8 protein-coding genes are annotated in these 19959 nt (G+C 71.9%); 7 read left to right on the top strand and 1 reads right to left on the bottom strand.

The window, feature by feature from the left end; translation table 11 throughout:
- Positions 1-184 precede the first annotated feature (184 nt).
- Genes EOE66_RS05590 through EOE66_RS05580 form a run of 3 tightly spaced genes read left to right on the top strand, consistent with a single transcriptional unit; the run spans position 185 to position 13804 of the window.
- Positions 185-9346: an SdrD B-like domain-containing protein gene (locus EOE66_RS05590; protein ID WP_128227696.1), complete on the top strand. Its 9162-nt coding sequence runs from the start codon at positions 185-187 to the stop codon at positions 9344-9346.
- A gap of 7 nt (positions 9347-9353) precedes the next feature.
- On the top strand, positions 9354-12689 hold the full coding sequence (locus tag EOE66_RS05585) for a hypothetical protein (RefSeq protein WP_128227695.1): 3336 nt from the start codon (positions 9354-9356) through the stop codon (positions 12687-12689).
- Positions 12686-13804 (top strand): OmpA family protein, encoded by a 1119-nt coding sequence (locus EOE66_RS05580; RefSeq protein WP_128227694.1) that lies wholly within the window; start codon positions 12686-12688, stop codon positions 13802-13804. The genes EOE66_RS05585 and EOE66_RS05580 overlap by 4 nt, the downstream gene beginning before the upstream one ends.
- Positions 13805-13872: 68 nt before the next feature.
- Here the strand turns inward: EOE66_RS05580 and sppA are convergent, their stop codons facing one another.
- Positions 13873-15789, bottom strand: coding sequence for a signal peptide peptidase SppA (gene sppA / locus EOE66_RS05575; RefSeq protein ID WP_128227693.1), 1917 nt, complete (start codon positions 15787-15789; stop codon positions 13873-13875).
- A 156-nt stretch (positions 15790-15945) separates the two neighbouring features.
- Here sppA and EOE66_RS05570 point away from each other — a divergent pair, with 156 nt between their 5' ends.
- From EOE66_RS05570 to EOE66_RS05555, 4 genes are all read left to right on the top strand, one after another.
- On the top strand, positions 15946-16938 hold the full coding sequence (locus EOE66_RS05570) for an AEC family transporter (RefSeq protein ID WP_128227692.1): 993 nt from the start codon (positions 15946-15948) through the stop codon (positions 16936-16938).
- Positions 16939-17067: 129 nt separating this feature from the next.
- Positions 17068-18468, top strand: a complete 1401-nt coding sequence (locus tag EOE66_RS05565) for a TolC family protein (RefSeq protein WP_128227691.1) — start codon at positions 17068-17070, stop codon at positions 18466-18468.
- Between the two features lie 58 nt (positions 18469-18526).
- The gene (locus EOE66_RS05560; protein WP_128227690.1) at positions 18527-19153 is read left to right on the top strand and encodes a class I SAM-dependent methyltransferase; all 627 of its coding nucleotides are present in this window, start codon (positions 18527-18529) and stop codon (positions 19151-19153) included.
- Entirely contained in the window at positions 19150-19941 is a 792-nt protein-coding gene (locus EOE66_RS05555) for a DUF4422 domain-containing protein (RefSeq protein ID WP_128227689.1), read from the top strand. Before EOE66_RS05560 ends, EOE66_RS05555 begins: the two co-directional genes overlap by 4 nt.
- Positions 19942-19959: the final 18 nt, after the last annotated feature.

Below are 19959 nucleotides of genomic sequence, written 5' to 3'. Positions count from 1 at the left end.
GCGTCCAGGGGATGCGCTGCCTGCGGCGCGGAAGCGCCGGTGCCGGAACTTCGCCCTGGCCAGGATCCCGGTCATGCCTGACTGGTCGGCTAACATCTGATCAGCAGGGGCATCGGCAGCACCCTGACGCATCAATGGGGTTGGAGCCAGTTTGCGCATCTCTGCGAACCGTTTGAGTCGTGGCTTGCGCATCGGAGCGCGCGGGCTCTGCCAGTGGGCCCGTGTTGCGCTGGCGCTGATGTTGCTGCCAGCGGCTGCCTGGGCCTCCGACCCCCAGATCGCGTCACTCGTCGACGACCCCGATCCGGTGCCCGCCGGCGGCCTGTACACCTACAGCCTGCGCATCGACAACAACGCGGCGGCCTCGGCGCTGAACACGCGGCTGACCTTCACGGTGCCCTCGGGGGCCACCTTCTTCAGCGCCTCGCCGGCGGCCGCCAATTGCGCGCCCTTGTCGGCAACCGTGGTTCGCTGCGAACTCGGCACGCTGGGCGGCAACGGTGCCGACCTGCGCGACATCGTGCTGACCTGGCGTGCGCTCGGCCCTGGCCCCACGACGATCAGCGCCACGGCCGTGCTGACCGCCGACGACGACACCAACCCCGCGAACAACACCCAGAACGCCACCACGTCCGTCATCAGCGGTGCGAACCTCGCCATCGCCAAGGTCGGCACGCCCGACCCGGTGGTGGGCGGCGCCAACCTGAGCTACACCCTGACCGTCAGCAATGCCGGGCCGAACGCCTCGGGCAACATCGTCGTCACCGACACCCTGCCGCCTTCGGTGAGCTTCGTGTCCGCAGCAGGCTCGGGCTGGACCTGCAGCCACAGCGCTGGCACCGTCAGCTGCACCCGGCCCGGCCCGCACGCCGCGGGCGCGGCCATCCCGGCCATCACGCTGGTGGGCCGCGTGAACGCGGCCGGAGGCACCGTGACCAACAGCGTTTCGGTGGCCCCGGCCACGGGCGGCACCGCCGACCCCGACACCGCCAACAACACCGCCACCGCCAGCACCACGGTGCTGCCGGGGGCCGACATCCGCATTGCGCAGAAATCGGTGATCTCCGCCGTGCCGGCGGTGGCCGGCAGCAACGTCAGCTTCCGCATCCAGCCGCGCAACGGCGGCCCGGCCACGGCCACGAACGTGGTCGTCACCGACACCCTGCCCGCCGGCTGGACCTTCGTCTCGGCCGCCGGCACCAACTGGGCCTGCAGCAACGCCGCCAACGTGGTGAGCTGCACCCGCGCGAGCATGCCCACCAGCGCGGCTGACGACATCACCGTCGTGGCCCAGGCGCCGGGCAATGCGGCGGTGGGGCCCACGGGCACCAGCTACACCAACACCGCGTCCATCGCTGCCAGCTCCAACGACCCCGACGCCGGCAACAACAGCGGCTCGGTGAACGTCAACGTGCTGCCCGACGGGGCCGACCTGCGGCTGTCGAAATCGAAGACACCCAACCCGGTGGCGCAGGGGGCGAACATGAGCTCCAGCATCACCGTCAGCAACAACGGCCCGCGCACGGCCACCGGGCCGCTGCGCGTGGTGGAGCAGCTCAGCGGCGAGAGCTTCGTCAGCGCCAGCGGCACGGGCTGGAGCTGCGACGCCAGCGGTGCGCCCACCATCGTGTGCAGCCACCCCAACACCGGCGGCCTGGCGGTGAACGCCTCGTTGCCGACGCTGACGATCGTCACGCGTGCCGATGCAGCCGGCAGTGTGGGCAACACCGCCTGCACGGGCGGCTCGGTGCCCGCGGGCGCCGGAGCGGGCCTGGCCTCGCCCCCGGCCGAGACCGACCCCAACCCCACCAACGACTGCGCCACCGCCACCAACACCAGCACCACGGTGCAGCCCGACCTGGCCATCACCAAAGTGACCAGCACGCCCACGGGCGGCGACAAGACGGTGAGCACCAGCGAGGGCTCGGTGACCTACACGCTGGTGGTGAGCAACGTCTCGGCCACGCCCCAGGCCGCCACGGGCGTGGTCATCAGCGACAGCCTGCCGGCCTTCGTGTCCAACACCAGCGTGGCCTCGCTGACGGCCACGCCCTCGGCCGGCAGCACGGCCACCTTCAACTGCAGCAGCGTTCGCAACGAGGTGGTGTGCAGCCAGAACGGCGGGCAGCTGCTGCAGGGCCAGAGCGTGACGGTGGTGATCGTCGTCAACCGCCCGATGAGCGAAGGCAGCTTCACCAACACCGCCACGGTGCGCAACGTCAACGAAGGCGACCCCAACCCGAACAACAACAGCGCCAGCGACACCGTGGTCATCGAGCCCATCGCCGATGTCGAGATGACCGGCAAGTCGGTCACACCCGGCACGGTGCGGGCGGGCGAGGTGGCCACCTACGTGCTCTCGTTCCGCAACAACGGGCCCAGCCCGGCGCTGGGCGTGACGGTGAGCGACCAGTTCACCTTCCCCGGCGGCGACAGCGGCGTGACGGTGACGCAGATCACCTCGTCGAAATCGGGCTCCACCTGCAGCATCGCGGCCGGCGCCGTGCTCACGCCGGGCAGCTCGAACTTCAGCTGCACCATCGGCACCCTCGCCAGCGGCGAGACGCAGACCATCACGCTGCTGGTGCGCCCCAACTTCCAGGCCGGCAACCCGGCGCGCAGCTTCGGCAACCTGGCGCGCGTGAACACCACCAGCGTCGAGAACCCCGCCGGTGGTGACAACGGCAACAACGAACGCAGCGCCACGCTGGCCGTCACCGCCGCGGCGGTGGACCTGCTGGTGAACAAGACCGACCGCGTCGGCGCCGTCAACTTCGACCCCGTGGCCTACACGGCGGGCAGCACCTTCCTGGCCTACCAGGTCAGCGTCAACAACAGCGGCCCCTCCTACGCCACCGGCGCGCAGGTGACGGAGACCATGACGCCCCCGGCCGGCAAGCGCGTGCGCTTCGTCTGCGACGTCACCACCTTCGGCGGCAGCACCTGCAACCCGGCGCCGCTGTGCAGCAACCCCAACGTGACTTCGGCGCCCGGCACGGCCATTCCGCCCTTCACTTGCAGCGTGCCGGCGGGCACGGCCAGCACCGGTGCCGGCGTCGGCGAACTGGCGGTGGGCGCTACCAAGAACATCTTCCTGCGCTTCGAGGTGCTGGACCAACCGGCGCCCACCGGCGACATCTTCAACAACGTGGCCACGGTGTCTTCCAACGAGCCCGACACCCAGGCCGGCAACAACACCGAGAACGAGCAGACCACCACGCGCCAGCGCGTGGACCTGCGCGTGAGCAAGGCCGCCACCGTGGCCAGCCCCACGCTGATGCAGCCCTTCGACTGGGTCATCACGGTCGTCAACAACGGCCCGGGCAATGCGCTGCAGACCGACCTCACCGACACCTTGCCGGCGCAGGCCGAAGTGACGGGCCCCATCACCTGGACACGCAGCCTGCAGCCGGCCAACGGCAACTGCACGCGCAGCGGCGTCACGGTGAGCTGCGCGCTCGGCCAGCTGGACAGCGGCGGCACCGCCACCATCACCGTGCCGGTGCGCATCACCAGCTACCCTGGCAGCGGCAGCGTGACCAACAGCGCCACGGTGGACACCGACCCCATCAAGATCGGCGGCATCGACACCCCCGGCGGCAACAACACCGGCACCAGCACGGTGACGGTGCAGCGCTCGTCGCTGGCGGGCACGGTGTTCGAAGACCGCGTGCGCAGCGGCGCCAACGGCGGCACGCCCCAGGCCGCGGGGCAAGAGCCGCGCGTGGCGAACGTGACCGTCACGCTCACCGGCACCGATGCCTACGGCAACGTGGTGAACCGCAGCACCACCACCGACGCCAGCGGCAACTACCTCTTCAACAACCTGGCGCCCTCCAACGGCGCGGGCTACACGCTCACGCAGACGCAGCCCGCGGGCTACGACAACGGCCCGGTGGCTGCGCCTGCCGGCAGCGCTGGCGGCACCTACGCGGCCGGCGGCGGCAATGGCAACAGCAGCCACAGCGGCGTGGTGCTGGGTGCCAGCGTCAGCGGCACGAACTACAACTTCCCCGAACTGCGGCGCGTGAGCCTGTCGGGTTTTGTGTACCTCGACGCCAACGCCAACAACCTGCGCGATGCCGCCACCGACCCCGCCATCTCTGGCGCCACGGTGCGCCTGCTCAACGCCGCTGACGGCAGCGTGCTGGCCACCGCCACCACCGCGGGCGACGGCAGCTACAGCTTCACGGGCCTGGACCCGCTGGTGCCCTACACGCTGGAGCAGCCGCTGCCCGCCAGCCCGGCCGGCCTGCGCAACGGCCCGGTGAACCCGGGGCTGGTCGGCGGCAGCGCCTGTGCCGCCGGCTGCACGGCGCAGCCCGACACGCCCGCCGCCGGTACCGACCGCATCGCCGCCATCGACCTCTCCAGCGGCGCCGACGGCACGGCCTTCAACTTCGGCGAGGTGCAGCTCAGCAGCGTCAGCGGCCTGGTGTGGATCGACCGCGACCGCGACGGCACGCTCGGCGGCACAGAAATCGGCCGCCTGCCCGGCGTGACGCTGCGCCTGGTGCAGGGCGCCGACTGCAGCACCGGCACCACGGTGCAGACCACCACCACCGCGGCCGACGGCACTTACCGCTTCGACAACGTGCGGGCCTTCCAGAACTACCTGGTCTGCCAGACGCAGCCCGGCGGCTACGGCACCGGCACGGCCAATGGCAGCGCCGGCAACGTGGCCACCGTCACCAACCTGGCCGCGGCCGGTTCGCCGAACAACAACTTCGGCGAAACCGTGGCCAGCCTGGCCGGTGCGGTGTACGCCGACTACTCGCCCGCCACGCCCGCCAACACCGACAACGGCGTGCGTGATGCCGGCGAGACCGGCATCCCCGGCGTGCCCGTCACGCTCACCGGCACCGACATCAACGGCGCGGCCGTGAGCCTGAGCACGGTGACGGACGCCAGCGGCAACTACAGCTTCGACGGCCTGCTGCAAAGCGATGCCAGCGGCTACACCGTCACCGAAGGCGCCATCCCGCCAGCGGCCGGTGTCTTCAACGACGGCCGCGACACTGCGGGCAGCACCGGCGGCAGCACCGCCACCAACGACCGCATCTCGGGCGTGGTGCTGGGCGCCGCGGTGCAGGCCACCGGCTACCTCTTCGGCGAACTGCCCATCGCGCCCATCACCGGCAGCGTCTACATCGACCGCGACGGCAGCGGCACCCTGGGCGCGGGCGACGGCACCATCCCTGGTGTGACCATCCGCCTCGTGCTGGGCCCCAACTGCAGCGGCGCCGTGGTGGCCACCACCACCACCGACGCCAGCGGCAACTACAGCTTCAGCGGTGTGTCCGCCGGCCTGACCTACACGCTGTGCGAAGTGCAGCCCGCCGGTTATGGCGAAGGCGCCACCAACCCGGGCGGCAGCGGCAGCAGCGGTGTGGGCAACGCCATCACGATCAGCAACCTGCCTACCACGGGCTCGGCCGGCAACCACTTCGGCGAACGTGCGGCCACGCTCTCGGGCTCGGTCTACCTCGACACCAACAACGACGGCATCCGCCAGGGCGGCGAAAGCGGCATCGCGGGCGTGGTGGTCACGCTCACCGGCACCGACGCGGCGGGCAACAACGTCACGCGCACCGCCACCACCGACGCCGCCGGCAACTACAGCTTCACCGACCTGCTGGCCGCCGGCCCCGGCGGCTACACCGTCACCGAGCAGGCAGCGCAGCCGGTGGTCAATACCGCAGCCGGCCCCGTCACCACCGTCGACGGCCGCAGCAGCGCCGGCAGCACCGGCGGCAGCGCCACAGCCGTGGGCAGCACGCCCAGCACCCTGAGCGGCATCACGCTGGTCGCAGGCGGCACCAGCACCGACAACCGTTTCGGCGAACTGCTGCCGGTCTCGATCAGCGGCACCGTCTTCCTCGACCTCGACAACAACGGCCTGCAAGACACCGCTGGCGATGCCGGCCTGGGCGGCGTGCCGCTCGTCATCACCGGCACCGACGACACCGGCGCGGCCGTCACGCGCAACCTCGTCACCGGCGCTGATGGCCGCTACAGCGTGGCCGACTTGCGCCCCGGCACCTACACCGTGACCGAGCCCACGCAGCCGGCCGGCACCAGCAACGGCATCACCACGGCGGGCAGCGCCGGTGGCAGCGCCACGCCCGTGGCCACGCTGCCCAGCGCGGTGGCGGGCATCGTGCTCGCGACCTCGGGCGCTACGTCCAGCGGCAACAACTTCGCCGAGATCCCGAACAACAGTGCCATCGAAGGTCGCGTCTGGCTGGATGCCAACAACAACGGCCTCATCGACGGCACCGAAGGCGGCATCGCTGGTGTGACCATCGAACTCACCGGCACCGACACCGCAGGCCGCAGCATCAGCCGCAGCACCACCACCGCGGCCGATGGCAGCTACAGCTTCGGCAGCCTGGCCCCGGGCAACTACGCGTTGCGCCAGCCCACGCAGCCGCCGGCCACGGTGAACGGCCGCACGGTGGCTGGCAGCACCGGCGGCACGGCCACGGCCGTGGCCACCGCACCCAGCGCCATCACGGCCGTGAGCCTGGGCGTGGGCGCGGCTTCGGTGGCCAACAACTTCGGCGAAGTGCCGGCGGCTGGCCTGAGCGGCATCGTCTACGCCGACAACAACAACGACGGCATCGTCGGCCCCAGCGAAGGCGGCCTGCCCGGCGTGACCCTGGTGCTCACCGGCACCGACGACCTTGGCAACGCGGTGAGCCTCACCACGGTGACAGGTGCTGACGGCCGCTACAGCTTCGACGGTCTGCGCCCGGGCACCTACACCGTCACGCAGCCCACGCAGCCGGCCGGCACCGTCAACGGCAGAACCACCGCCGGCACGCTGGGCGGCACGGCCACCGGGCCGGGCACCGTGCCTTCGGCCATCGCGGCCGTGGTGCTGGGCCCCGGCGCGCAGGCGCTGAACAACAACTTCGGCGAGATCGGCAACTCGCCCGACCTGCGCGTGAGCAAGAGCGCGGTGGGCGCGCCCTTCACCGTGGGCTACAGCGGCGGCTACCACTTGAGCGTGCGCAACGTGGGTGAGATCGCCAGCAGCGGTGCCTACACCGTGAGCGACCGCCTGCCCGCCGGCCTGACGCTGGCCGCCACGCCCGCCGGCAACGGCTGGGTGTGCAGCGGCGCCGCGGGCGCCAGCAGCTTCAGCTGCAGCAGCAGCACCGTCATCGCCGCGGGCGCAGTGGCGGCCGATGCCATCACCGCCAGCGTGGCGGTGGGGGCCGCGGCGGCCACGGCCTCGCCGGTGAACAACGTGGTGATGGTCGAAGGCGGCGGTGAACTGCCGGCGCGCGGCCCCAGCGCGGCCGAGCGCGACGCCTTCAACAACAACCCCGCCGCGCTGCCGGTGTGCACGCCGGCCATCGAGCACAACGCCTGCCGCACGCCGACGCCGGTGCAGCGGGCCGCTTCGGTGTCGGGCACGGTCTGGTACGACATCGGCAGCGGCTCGCGTGTGCTCGACGCGGGTGACCGCCGGTTGGCCGGCTGGCTGGTGGAAGTGGTCGACCCCGCCACGGGCGCCATCGTCGGCCGCGCCACGACGGATGCCAGCGGCGCCTACAGCGTGCCCAACCTGCTGCCAGGCGTGCCGCTGGCGGTGCGTTTCCGCGAGCCCGGCTCGGGCGTGGTCTACGGCTACCCGGTCAACGGCAACACCGCGCCGGGCAGCAGCGGCGCCAGCTGCAACGCCACACCGCCGGCCGGCACCGCCAGTTCTTGCGTGGGCACCGGCAACACACCAGCGCTGACGGTGGTGCTGGCGCCGGGCCAGGACCTGCCGCAGCAAAGCCTGCCGGTGGACCCCAGCGGCGTGGTCTACGACTCGGGCCTGCGCACGCCGGTGCCGGGCTCGGTGGTGCGCCTGGCGCCGGTGGGCGCCTGCACGGGCTGGAACCCGGCCACCGCGCTGGTGGGCGCCACGCTGGGCGGCTACACGCTCAGCGGCGATGCGGCTTCGATGACGGTGGGCAGCGACGGCTTCTACCAGTTCCTCTTCGGGCCGGGCGCGCCGGCCAGCTGCACCTTCGGTCTGACGGTCACGCCGCCGGCGGGCTACAGCTTCGTCTCCAGCGCCATCCCGCCGGCCGCCGGGCCGCTGGTGCCGGGCGGTGGGCCGGGCTCGGTGTTCCCGGTGCAGCCGCAGGCCACCGCGCCCACGGGCGCCATCGGCACGGCCACCACCTACTTCCTCAGCCTCACTTCGGGCTCGGGCGGCGCCAACATCATCCACAACCACATCCCGCTCGACCCTGCTTTGCCCGGCGCCGTGGGCTTAAGCAAGACGGGCGACAAGGCGCAGGCCGAGGTGGGCGACAGCGTGCGCTACACCATCACCGTCAGCGTGCCCAGCGGCGCGCTGCCGCGGCAGACGACGGTGGTGGACCGCCTGCCGGCGGGCTTCACCTACATCCGCGGCACGGCGATGGTGGGTGACGTGCCGATTGCGGACCCGCAAGGGGGTGTGGGCCCGACCCTGGCCTTCAACCTCGGCCCCATGCCGGCCAGCCGCCAGCTCGTGCTGCGCTACCGCCTGCGTGTGGGCGTGGGGGCGCAGCAGGGCGACGGCATCAACCGGGCGCGCGGCCATGCCTGCGGCCAGCCGGCGGGCTGCGTGGACGCGAGCTTCAACCCGCTGCCGGGCAGCGTGGCCACCAACGACGCCGCCTTCCGCGTGCGGGTGAGCGGCGGCGTCTTCACCACCGACGCCTGCGTGCTGGGCAAGGTCTTCGTCGATTGCAATGGCAACCACGTGCAAGACGCCGAAGAGCTGGGCATCCCGGGGGTGCGCCTGGTGATGCAGGACGGCACCACGCTCATCAGCGACAGCGAAGGCAAGTACAGCGTCTGCGGCGTGCCGCCGCGCAGCGCGGTGCTGAAGGCCGACCCGCTGACGCTGCCGCGTGGCTCGCGCCTCACCACGTCCAGCAACCGCAACCTGGGCGATGCCGGCAGCTTGTGGCTGGACCTGAAAAACGGCGAGCTGCACCGCGCCGACTTCATCGAGGGCAGCTGCAGCAACACCGTGCTGGAACAGGTGAAAGCCCGCCGCGCCCAGGGTGAGGTGCGCGCCCCCGAGCCCGAGAAGAAGGGCGGCCCGGCGCTGCGCTTCGACAGCAAGGCGCACGGCCTCACGCCTTTGAACTCGCCGCAGCAGGGCACCGACGGCGCCAACCAGCAGGCGCCCAAGGCGCGCGACACGAAACCCAGACCGCCCCAGCCCGCGGCCGACGAAACCCACGTGCCCACCTCCCAGCTGCCGATGAACCAACCCGCCCCGGCCGGCCGCGACAGCGGCACCGCGCCCGGTGCGCGCCGCGAAGGAGGCAGCGATGGCGCGCGCTGAGCCTTTCATGGCCGACAGCCTGACCCGGCTGCTGACCTTGGGCGCCGTGGCCCTGGCCGCGCAGGCCCCGGTGCAGGCGCAGACCCAGCCGCCCGCCGGCACACCGGCCGATGTGCGCTACACGCCCAGCACCGCGGGCGATGCCACGCTCTACCCGCGCCAGCCTGGGCAGGACGCGCAGGCGCCGCTGCGCTTCCGCGGTGAGCAGGGCGGGGTGGACTACGCGCCCAACGGCGCCGTGGGCCGCATCGTGGTGGAGGTGGACCAGAACGCCGTGCCCGCCGATGGCCAGGCGCCGGTGCGCCTGACGCTGCGCCTCTTCGGCCGCGACGGCCAGCCGCTGAAGCAGGCCGTGTTCGCCACCATCGAACACTCCGGCGGCCGCGTGCTGCTGCCGGGTGCGCGCACCGACGAGTTCGGCCCGCGCCGGCTCGATGCCGACCGCGCCACGCCCGGCGTGCAGCTGAAGGTGGAGGGCGGCCTTGCCGAGTTCACATTGCTGGCCCCGGCCGAAGCGCAGGACGTGCGCGTGCGCATCAGCGCCGGCGCCGAAGAGGCGGCCGGTGTCATCAGCTTCGTGCCCGACCAGCGGCCGATGGTGGCGGCCGGCCTGGTGGAAGGCATCCTGAGCTTCCGCAACAAGGTGCAGCTCTCGCAGCCGCGCCGGCAAGACGGCTTCGAGCAGGAGATCGAGTCGTGGAGCCGCCAGTTCAACGGGGGCAAGGCCAACGCCGCGGCGCGCGCGGCCTTCTACCTGAAGGGCACGATCCGCGGCGACCTGCTGCTGACGGCGGCCTACGACAGCGACAAGGCCACGCGCGCGCGCCTGCTGCGCGACGTGCGGCCCGACGAGCTCTACCCCGTGTACGGCGACGCCTCGCTGCGCAGCTTCGACGCGCGCAGCGGCGACCGCCTCTACGTGCGCATCGACAAGGACAAGAGCTACGCGCTCTACGGCGATTTCGTCACTGGCGACGGCTTCACGCAGGCCATCGGCCAGGGCGCCGTGGCGTCCTTGAAGCAACGAAGCCTGGGCAACTACAACCGCACCGCCACCGGCCTGCGCCTGCACCACGAGGCCGGCGCTTTCACGGGCAACGTGTTCGCCACGCGCGACACGCTGCGCCAGGTGGTGGAAGAGATCGCCAGCCAGGGCTCGGGCCCCTACGGCCTGCGCAACAACGGCGTGCTGGAGGGCAGCGAGAAGGTGGAGGTCGTGGTGCGCGACCGCCTGCAGCCTTCCCGCATCGTCAGCGTGCGTGCGCTGGTGCGGCTGGTGGACTACAGCTTCGAGCCTTTCTCGGGCCGCATCCTGCTCACCAGCTTCCTGCCGGCGGTGGACGAGCAGCTCAACCCGGTGAGCCTGCGCATCACCTACGAGGTCGATCAGGGCGGCGAGGCCTTCTGGGTGCTGGGCGCCGACGGCCAGTGGCGCCTGAGCTCCGCCGTGGAAGTGGGTGGCTCGGTGGTCACCGACCGCAACGTGCTGGCACCCTATGAACTGGTGAGCGCCAACGCCACGCTGCGCCTGGCCCCACGCACCGCGCTGGTGGTGGAAGCGGCGCAGAGCACCAGCACCGTCAACACCAACCCGACCAATCGCAGCACCTCCGCCGCTTTGGCCGGCCGCACCGGCGAGGTGGATGGCAAGGCCGCGCGCGTGGAACTCGCGCACGAGGGCGAGAGCACCGAAGCGCGTGTGTTCTGGGGCCGCTCGTCGCCGCTCTTCAACAACCCGGCGGCGCCGCTGAACGGGGGCCGTGGCGAGCTCTTCGCCAAGGGCGCCGTGCGCGTGGCCGATGGATTCAAGCTCTACGCCGAAGGCCTGCGCAGTGAAGACCGCAACACCGCTGGCGGCACGCGCAGCGGCGCCGGCCTGGGCCTGCGCTGGGACGCGACCGAGAGCCTCACGCTCGATGCCAGTCTGCGCCGCGCACGTGAGACCGTGGGCACGCTGCCCGGCGGCACGCTGAGCTGGCCTTTCGACAACACGCTGGGCCTGAGCAGCGGCATCGGCAGCGGTTCGGGCGGCGGTGTTCTCGGCTTCGGCAACCAGGCGGTCGACCCCGCCACCGGCCTGCCCGTCATCAGCCAGAGCGGCGGCCTGCCGCCCGCGGCCAGCAGCCTGCCCGCAGGCACGGCGCTGGCCAGCGACAGCCTGCGCCTGGGCCTGGGCTGGCGCGCCACCGAGCGTTTGTCACTCGGCGCCGAAGCCGAGAACGACATCTCCGGCGACGCCCGCCGCCGCGTGGCGCTGGGCGGCGACTACCTGCTGGCCGAACGCACGCGCCTCTATGGCCGCTACGAGCGCCAAAGCGGCTGGGTGCAGCTGGGCGGTGTGTCCGACACCGGCCGCAGTGCCGAGACGGTGGCGCTCGGCATCGACAGCAGCTACCTGCGCGACACGCAGGCCTTCAGCGAGTACCGCCTGCGCGACGCCATCTCCGGCCGCGACCTCGTGCAGGCCAGCGGCGTGCGCAACGTGCACGACCTCGCCGAAGGCTGGCGCGTCAGCAGCGCCTACGAGCACCTGCGTGTGGTCAGTGGCAACACGGCGCCCGTCAACGCGGCGATCCTCGGCCTGGACTGGACGGCCCACCCGCTGTGGCGCGGCAGCACACGCGTGGAGCTGCGGCGTTCGGGCGACGTGGCCGGCACGGCCGACAACGAACGCTTCCAGACCCTGCTCTGGCAGGGCCTGCTGGCGCGCAAGCTCAGCCGCGACTGGACGCTGCTGCTGCGCAACCACCTGCTGCAGACCGACTACGCCGCGCGCGGCGACGTGCTGCAAGACCGCGCCCAGCTCGGCGTGGCCTACCGCGACACCGACACCAACCGCGTCAACGCGCTGGCCAAGCTGGAATACAAGACCGAGCGCGACGCCAGCAACGCGCTGGTGGGCGAGCTGCGCACCCGCGCCTGGATCGCCTCGGCCCACGGCGACTACCACCCCAGCCGCCCCTGGTGGCTGACCGGCCGCGTGGCCGCCAAGTGGCAGCGTGATGTGTTCGAAGGCGGCGTGCCCAACAGCTTCGGCGCTCGGCTCGTCGCCGGCCGGCTGGTCTACGACCTCACCGAGAACTGGGATGTGGGCGTGCTCGCCGCCGCGCAGTTCGGCGGCAGCGGCGCGCGCCAGACGGCCTACGGCGTGGAAGCCGGCTACCTGCTGCGCCAGAACCTGTGGCTCTCGGCGGGCTTCAACGCCAGCGGCTTTGCCGGCGATGCCGATCTCACCGGCTACGAGTACACCCGCCGCGGCGTCTACCTGCGCCTGCGCTTCAAGTTCGACGAGAACCTCTTCAAGGGCCGCGACCGCGAGGTCAACCGGAGCCTGCCGCGATGAACAGACACCTCCCCCGGGCCACCGCGTTCATGGCCGCATTCGCGGCCGCACTGGCCGCCTTGATGGCGGGCATGGCTGCCGCCCCCGCCTTCGCGCAAGGCGCCCAGCTCAAGCCGCCGGCCGAACGCATCAGCGACGAAGCCATCAGCGCCGACCAGCGCACCTACGAAGCGATGCAGGCGCGCATCAAGGGCCTGAACGACCGCGGCCGGCCCGTGCGCGACTACTTCCTCAGCAAGGCGCAGTGCTGGCTGGACGTGAGCTTCCACGAGTACACGCGCAACGACCGCAGCGCCTTCCCGCAAGAGGCCCTGGCCGAGGCCGAGAAGCTGGTGGTCGGCATGGAGCAGGGCCGCAACCCGCTGCCCACCGACACCCCGTTGGTCAACGGCGCCGACCGCCTGCGCCCCGACCTCTGGGAGCGCGCCGCCGCCCTGCGCGGCCACAGCGGCTGGGCCTGCGCACAGCAGAAGGCCGCCTGTGCCGAGGTGGAGCTGGTGCACGCCGGCAACGAACACAAGCAGCAGCAGTGGCGCCACGCCAAGCCCTACGTGCAGATCGCCGAAGACCTGCTGGGCGAAGCGCAGGCGCTGGCGGCCAGCTGCACGCCCCCGGCACCGCCGCCCCCACCCGCACCGCCGCCGCTGCCGGCCCCGCCCCCGGTGCCCGCACCCGTGGTGTTGCCGGTGCCCGTGCCGGTGCCGCCCGTCACCGAGCGGCTGCTGCAACTGTCTGCCGAGGTGGTGTTCAACTTCGACAAACACGAGATCGGCCAGGCCCGGCCCTACTCGCGCGTGCGGCTGGAGCAGCTGGCGAAGCGCATCCTGCGCGAGAAGCTGGTGGTGCAGTCCATCACCCTCACCGGCCATGCCGACCGCCTGAACAGCACCGGCCATAGCGACTACAACCAGCGCCTCTCCGAGCGGCGCGTGGCCACCGTGAAGGCCGAGCTGGTCCGCCTGGGCCTGGACGCCGCGCTCATCAACACCGCCGCTCGCGGCGACGCGCAGCAGATCGAAGGCTGCGAGCAGCGTTTCACCAAGCCGGCCGAGTTGCAGGAGTGCCTGCTGCCGAACCGGCGTGTGGACGTGCTGATCCAGGCCCGCCTGCCTTGACGCGGTGCCGCTGAGGCGGCCCCGCTGCTCGCGCCCGGTGCGGGCGCGAGTGACGGTTCAAGCCCGCTTCAGGGCACCTCGCACAGGCAGTGCAGCACCGCGCTGTAGGGCCGCTTGCCGGCCGCCATGGCGCCCGGCTGCACGCCCAGCGCCTCCAGTTCCTGCAGCACCGGCAGCGCCGCGGCGGCGGGCAAGGGCGCCAGCGCGGCGGTGGCTGCAGCCGTTTCCGCCGCGCCTTGCCAGGCCTGCAGGCTGCTGAGCAGGGGGCCCAGGGTCTCGCTGAGGCCGAAGCGCTGCAGCCACCGGTCCAGCCGACCCGGCGGTGCCTCGACGTACACCACGCGGTGGCCTTCGTTCAGCTTGGCGCGCGCGGCCGCCACGCGCACGGCATCGTTCAGGCCGCCCAGGCGGTCGACCAGGCCGTGGCCGAGGGCCTGGCTGCCGGCCCACACACGGCCCTGCGCCACGGCGTCGATCTTCTCGGGCGTCGTCTTGCGCGCCTGCGCCACGCGGGTGATGAAGTCCTTGTAGATGTGGTCGACACCGCTCTGGATCAGCGTGCGAAGCCGCGGGTCGAGCCCGGTGCGCAGGTCGTAGGCGGTGCCCAGCCAGGTGGTGCTGGCGCCGGCGGCGCGGATGCCCAGCTTGCTGAAGGCGCCCTCGGCCGTGGGCAGCATGGCCACCACGCCGATGCTGCCGGTGATGGTGGCCGGGTCGGCCAACAGCTCGTCGGCGGCCAGGCTGATCCAGTAGCCGCCCGAGGCGGCCACGTCGCCCATGCTCACCACCACGGGCTTGCCGGCCGCGCGCGTGAGCTCGAGCTCGCGCCGCACCAGTTCGCTGCCGAAGGCGCTGCCGCCGGGGCTGTTCACACGCAGCACCACGGCCTTGATCTGCTTGTCTTCGCGCGCCTGGCGGATCAGCTCGGCCGTGCTCAGCCCGCCGATGCGCCCGGGCCCGGCGCGGCCGTCGCTGATGCCGCCTTCGGCCACCACGATGCCCAGGGCATCACCGCTGGTCTCGGGCTTCTGGCGGGCCAGGTAGGCACGCCAGTTCACCTGCCGGAAGGTGGGCGGGGCTGCGCTGTCGGGCGTGGCCTCGGCCTTCTCGCCCAGCTCGATGAGGCGGGCGCGCATCTCGTCGCGGGTCTTCAGCGCCGTCACCAGCTTGCGCTGCACGGCCCAGCGGGCCAGGTCGCCGCCGGCGGCCGCCAGGCTGTCGGGCAGCGAATCGATGGCCTGCATCACGCTGCCGGCGGGCAACTGCCGGGCCTTCTCCACGCCGCCGGTCCAGGTGGACCACAGCGCGTTGTACAGCGCGGCATCGGCTTCCTTGGTCTGTTCGGAGGGGCCGCTGGCCGAGAAGGTCTCGGCCGCGTTCTTGAACTGACCGGCGCGGATGACGTGGGCCGTGACGCCGACCTTCTCGAACAGGTCCTTGTAGTAGCTGCGCGTGCGGCCGTAGCCCACGATCTCGATGCCGCCCATGGGGTGCAGCCACAACTCGGTGGCGTGGGCGGCCAGGTAGTAGCTGGGCTGGTCGTAGTTCGAGCCCCAGGCGTAGACGGGCTTGCCGGCGGCCTTCACGGCCTGCATCGCGGCGGCCACCTCGCGCAGCGTGGCCAGGCCGGCGCCCTGCAGGCCGTCGGTGAGCAGCAGCACGTGGGCGATGGCGGGGTCCCGCTCGGCGGCCTTCAGCGCGGCCAGCACGTCACGCAGGCGGGTCTGCTCGTCGCGTTCGCCTTCCAGGCGGCGCAGCGCGCTGCCGCGGCCCGATTCGGGGCGTTGTTCGCTGATGCGGCCTTGCAGGTCGAGCACCAGGGCCGTCTTGGGCTGCAGCGGTTCGGGGCCGTCGCGCAGCCACAACCACAGCAGCGTGGCCAGCACGGCCAGCAACAGCAGGTTCAGCAGCGCCCGGCGGGTGAAGTCCAGCGCCCACCACGCGCCGCGCAGGCCGCGACCCAGGGCCGAGAAGAAAGAAGACATGGGGGCTGAGTTCCTGTGCCTGCGGTCGAAGGCCGCGACAGCCCGAGCTTACGCAGCCTGCGCCGCGCCTGCCCGACCTTGCGACGAATCCCCACCGGCGGCCGATAAAGCACGGGGTGCCGCTGCCGGCGTGTGGGGTTGCGATACTCCGCGCCCGTGCCTTCCATCTTCGCCGTCACGCTGCCCTTCTTCGCGCTGGTGCTGTGCGGCTACCTGGCCGCGCGCCGCGGCGTGCTGCCCGAAAGCGCCATCCCAGGGCTCAACGGCTACGTGCTGTATTTCGCGCTGCCCTGCATGCTGTTCCGCTTCGGCGCCGAAACGCCCCTGTTCGACCTGCTGAACCCGGTGGTGCTGGCGGTCTACGTGGCCGCGGCGCTGCTCATCGTGTTCTTCACCATCGCGGTGACCATGAACGAACGCGTGGGCCTGAAGGACGCGGCCTTCGGTGCGCTGGTGGCGGCCTTCCCGAACACCGGCTTCATGGGCGTGCCGCTGCTGGTGGCGCTGCTGGGCAGCGCCGCAGCCGGGCCGGTGATCAGCTCCATCCTGGCCGATTTCTTCATCACCAGCACGCTGTGTCTGGCGCTGGCGCAGGCCGCAGGCGCGGCCGCCGCTGGGGGAACGGCCGATGCCGCGGGCGCCAGCGCCCGCCAGGCGGCGCTGCGCGCGCTGCGTGCGGCCCTGGGCAACCCGCTGCCCTGGTCCATCGCGCTGGGCGCGGTGTTCTCGGTCACCGGGCTCACCTTGCCCGGCCCGGTGGCCAAGGTGGTGGAGATGCTGGCCGCCTCGGCCTCGCCGGTGGCGCTGTTCACCATCGGCGTGGTGCTGTGGCGTTCCAGCCAGCACGCGCACACCCGCACGCCGGTGGCCGACTACCTGCCCGTGGCCTTGATCAAGCTCTTCGTGCACCCGCTGCTGGTCTTCCTGCTGGGCGGCGCGGCGCTGTCGCTGGGTGCGCCGCTGACGAAGTTCCAGCTCGTCGTGCTGACGCTGGCCGCCGCCCTTCCCAGCGCCAGCAACGTGAGCCTGCTGACGGAGCGTTACGGCGCCGACAGCGGGCGCGTGGCGCGCATCATCATGAGCAGCACGGTGCTGGCCTTCGGCAGCTTCTCGGGCCTGGCCTGGCTGTTCGGCGTGAACCCGGGCTGACACGCCCGCCCGGGCCTGCCCTGGCGGCTGCGCCGCCCCGCGTCGGCACGGGCACAGCGCGCGAACAGCGCCCGAAACCCGCCTGAACTCCGGCGATCGGCGCCCTCCAGCGCGGCCGACACTGTGACGATGTCGCCCCGTCCGCCTTTCGCCCTGCTGCCCGTGGTGCTCTTGTGCGCGGCGCTGGCCGGCCCTGCCGCTGGCCGCTGCGTGGATGAAGACGCGCCCGAACCGCCCAGCCCTGCAAACGCCCAGGGGGCCCCGATGGCGCCTGTCGAGCCGCGCAGCGCGCTGGCCGGGCTGGTGAAGGACACCCTGGAGCGCAGCCACGCGGTGGGCGCCGCGCGCCTGCTGGCCGAGGCCGCCATCCAGGACATCGACGAAGCCCGTGCCGCGCGCGGCCTGCAGGCCAGCGTGGGCGCCGGGCTCGGGCCCGGGGGCTCGCGCGACCGCGGCATCACCGAAAGTGCCGCGCTGCAACTGCGCGCCAACATCAACATCAGCCAGCTGCTGTGGGACGGCGGACGCAGCGAGCGCCTGGTCGACTGGCGCACGCAGCTGGCCGACTCCGCCCGCTGGGGCCACCTCACGCAGCAGGAGCAGCTCGCGCTCACCGCCGTGGCGCTGCAGCTGGAGCGCAGCCGCAACCGCATGACGGCGCAGGTGTGGCGCCAGCACGTGCGCAAGACCGCCTGCCTGGTGGAAGCGCTGGAGACCATCGTGCGCGCCGACCGCGGACGCGCCAGCGAACTGGTGCAGGCGCAGAAGACGCTGCAGCAGGCCGAGCTGCAGCTGGTGCAGACGCAGTCGGCCGTGCGCCAGATCGAGGTGCGGCTGCGCCGCCTGGTGGGCGACGGCCTGCCCGGCACCGAAGGCCTGAGCACCGTGTTCCTGGGCGTGCCCGAGCTGCCGCAACTGGTGGCCGACGTGGAACGCTCGGCCGAGATCGCGCAGTACGACGCGCAGGAACGCGCCGCGCGGCGCTACGCCGAGGCCGTGGCCGCCGGCACCAAGCCGCAGCTCAGCTGGAACTTGCGCGGGGACGTGATGGCCTCCACCGGCAACCGCAGCAACCAGGGCGGCGAAGAGCCGGGCGGCCCCGGCGGGCCGACGGCATCGCGCCGCAATGGCAGCTACTCGCTGGGGCTGAGCGTCAGCGTGCCGCTGATCAGCCCGGGCCAGGAAGCCGCCACCGGCGCTGCGCGCCTGCGCGCCGAGGCCGCGCGGCTGCAGCGCGCCGAGGCGCTGGAATCGCGGCGCTTCCGCGTGGCCGAGGTGCACGAGCAGGCCACCGCCGCCGCCGAACGCGCGCGCCGCCTGGCCGAGGTGCTGAAGAACAGCGACCAGGTGCGCAGCTTCACGCTGCAGCAGTGGCAGCAGCTCGGGCGCCGCAGCCTCTTCGACGTGATGGCCGCCGAGGCCGACCACTACAGCATGCGCATCGCCTACGTGAACGCACTGCACGACGTGCAGCAGCTCAACGCCAACCTGCTGACGCTCGGGCGCGGCGTCATCGAGTGGCTGCGCTGAACGCGCCGGCCGCAATCTCAGCCCTCTCCAGCCTCTTCCAACCGAAGGAACAGTCCCCATGAGCCAGAAGAAGGTCCTCAACGTCGGCGGCAACAACAAGTCCATCCCGCTGCCGCCGCAGTACGCCGGTTTCGAGCACCTGCTGCTGGACATCGACCCCACCGGCAAGCCCGACATCTGCTGCGATGCCCGCAAGCTGGCCACGCTGGACGCGGGGCAGTTCGATGCCATCTACAACTCGCACAACCTGGAGCACTACTACCGCCACGACGTGGGCGCGGTGCTCTCGGGCTTCCGGCATGTGCTGAAGGACGGCGGCTTCATCCAGATCCGCGTGCCCGACATGGCCGAGGTCTTCCGCCGCATCGTCGAGGGCAACCTGGACATCGACGACACGCTCTACCAGAGTGCAGCCGGTCCCATCATGGCGCTGGACGTGATCTACGGCTTCCAGCTGCAGATCGAGCGCAGCGGGCAGGAGTTCTTCGCGCACAAGACCGGTTTCACGCAGAAGTCGCTGATGCGGGCACTGCAGCGCGCCGGCTTCACCAAGGTCTACAGCAGCGTGGGCAATCTCGAAGTGAATGCCGTGGCCTTCAAGGGCCAGCCGAGCAACGAGACGCTGGCGCTGTGGGGCCTGCCGCCCGAGACCACCGTGGCCGAGCCCGCCGAGGCGCTGGCATGAGCGCGCGCCAGGCCCCGTTCGCGGCTGCGCTGCCACCCGCCGTGGCCGCACCCAGCATCAAGATCTACCAGACCTTCCACAAGGACCACGTCCACAACGCCCAGGCAGAGTGGCTGCGCCCGGTGGGCGTGGGCGGCTACACGCATGAGGGTTTCGAGTCGGACGCACAGGGCGACAACATCGCCGCGCTGAACCCGGCCTACTGCGAGCTGACCGTGCAGTACTGGGCGTGGAAGAACACGCGCAGCGACTACGTGGGCCTGTGCCACTACCGCCGGCTGATGAACTTCGTCGTCGACCAGTCGTGGCTGGCCGCAGGCAACTCCAGCGTCGCGCCAGACCAGGCCATGGTGGACTACCTCACGTCGCCGGCGCAGCTGCAGCGCCTGCAGGCGCTGCTGACGCAATACGACGTGGTGGTGCCGCGCCAGGTGCGCACCGTGCCTTCCATCGAGCACCAGTACCTGGCCTGCGTCGAACGCGCCCCGTGGGAGGCCTTCCTGCGCGTGCTGCGGCTGGTGTATTCGCAGCATGCCGGCGTGGAGGACTACTTCCGCCTCGCGCCGCAGGCCCCGATGTGGAACATGTTCGTGATGCGGCGTGATCTCTTCGAGGCCTACAGCCGCGAGCTCTTCCTGGTGCTGGACGCCGTCTACGAGCAGATCGGCATGCCCTACGACACCTACCAGAACCGCTATCCGGGCTTCCTGGGCGAGCGCTTCCTGGGCCTGTGGCTGCACCTGAACCGGCCTCGCACCTGCGAAGTGCCGATGCTGCACCTGGGCTGAACGCCCGCACGCAAGGAG

The organism is Rubrivivax rivuli, from assembly GCF_004016505.1.
Classification (GTDB): Bacteria; Pseudomonadota; Gammaproteobacteria; order Burkholderiales; family Burkholderiaceae_C; genus Rubrivivax; species Rubrivivax rivuli.
Note: the sequence above shows the minus strand (reverse complement) of the source record. Positions and strands in the feature narration are given on the sequence as shown.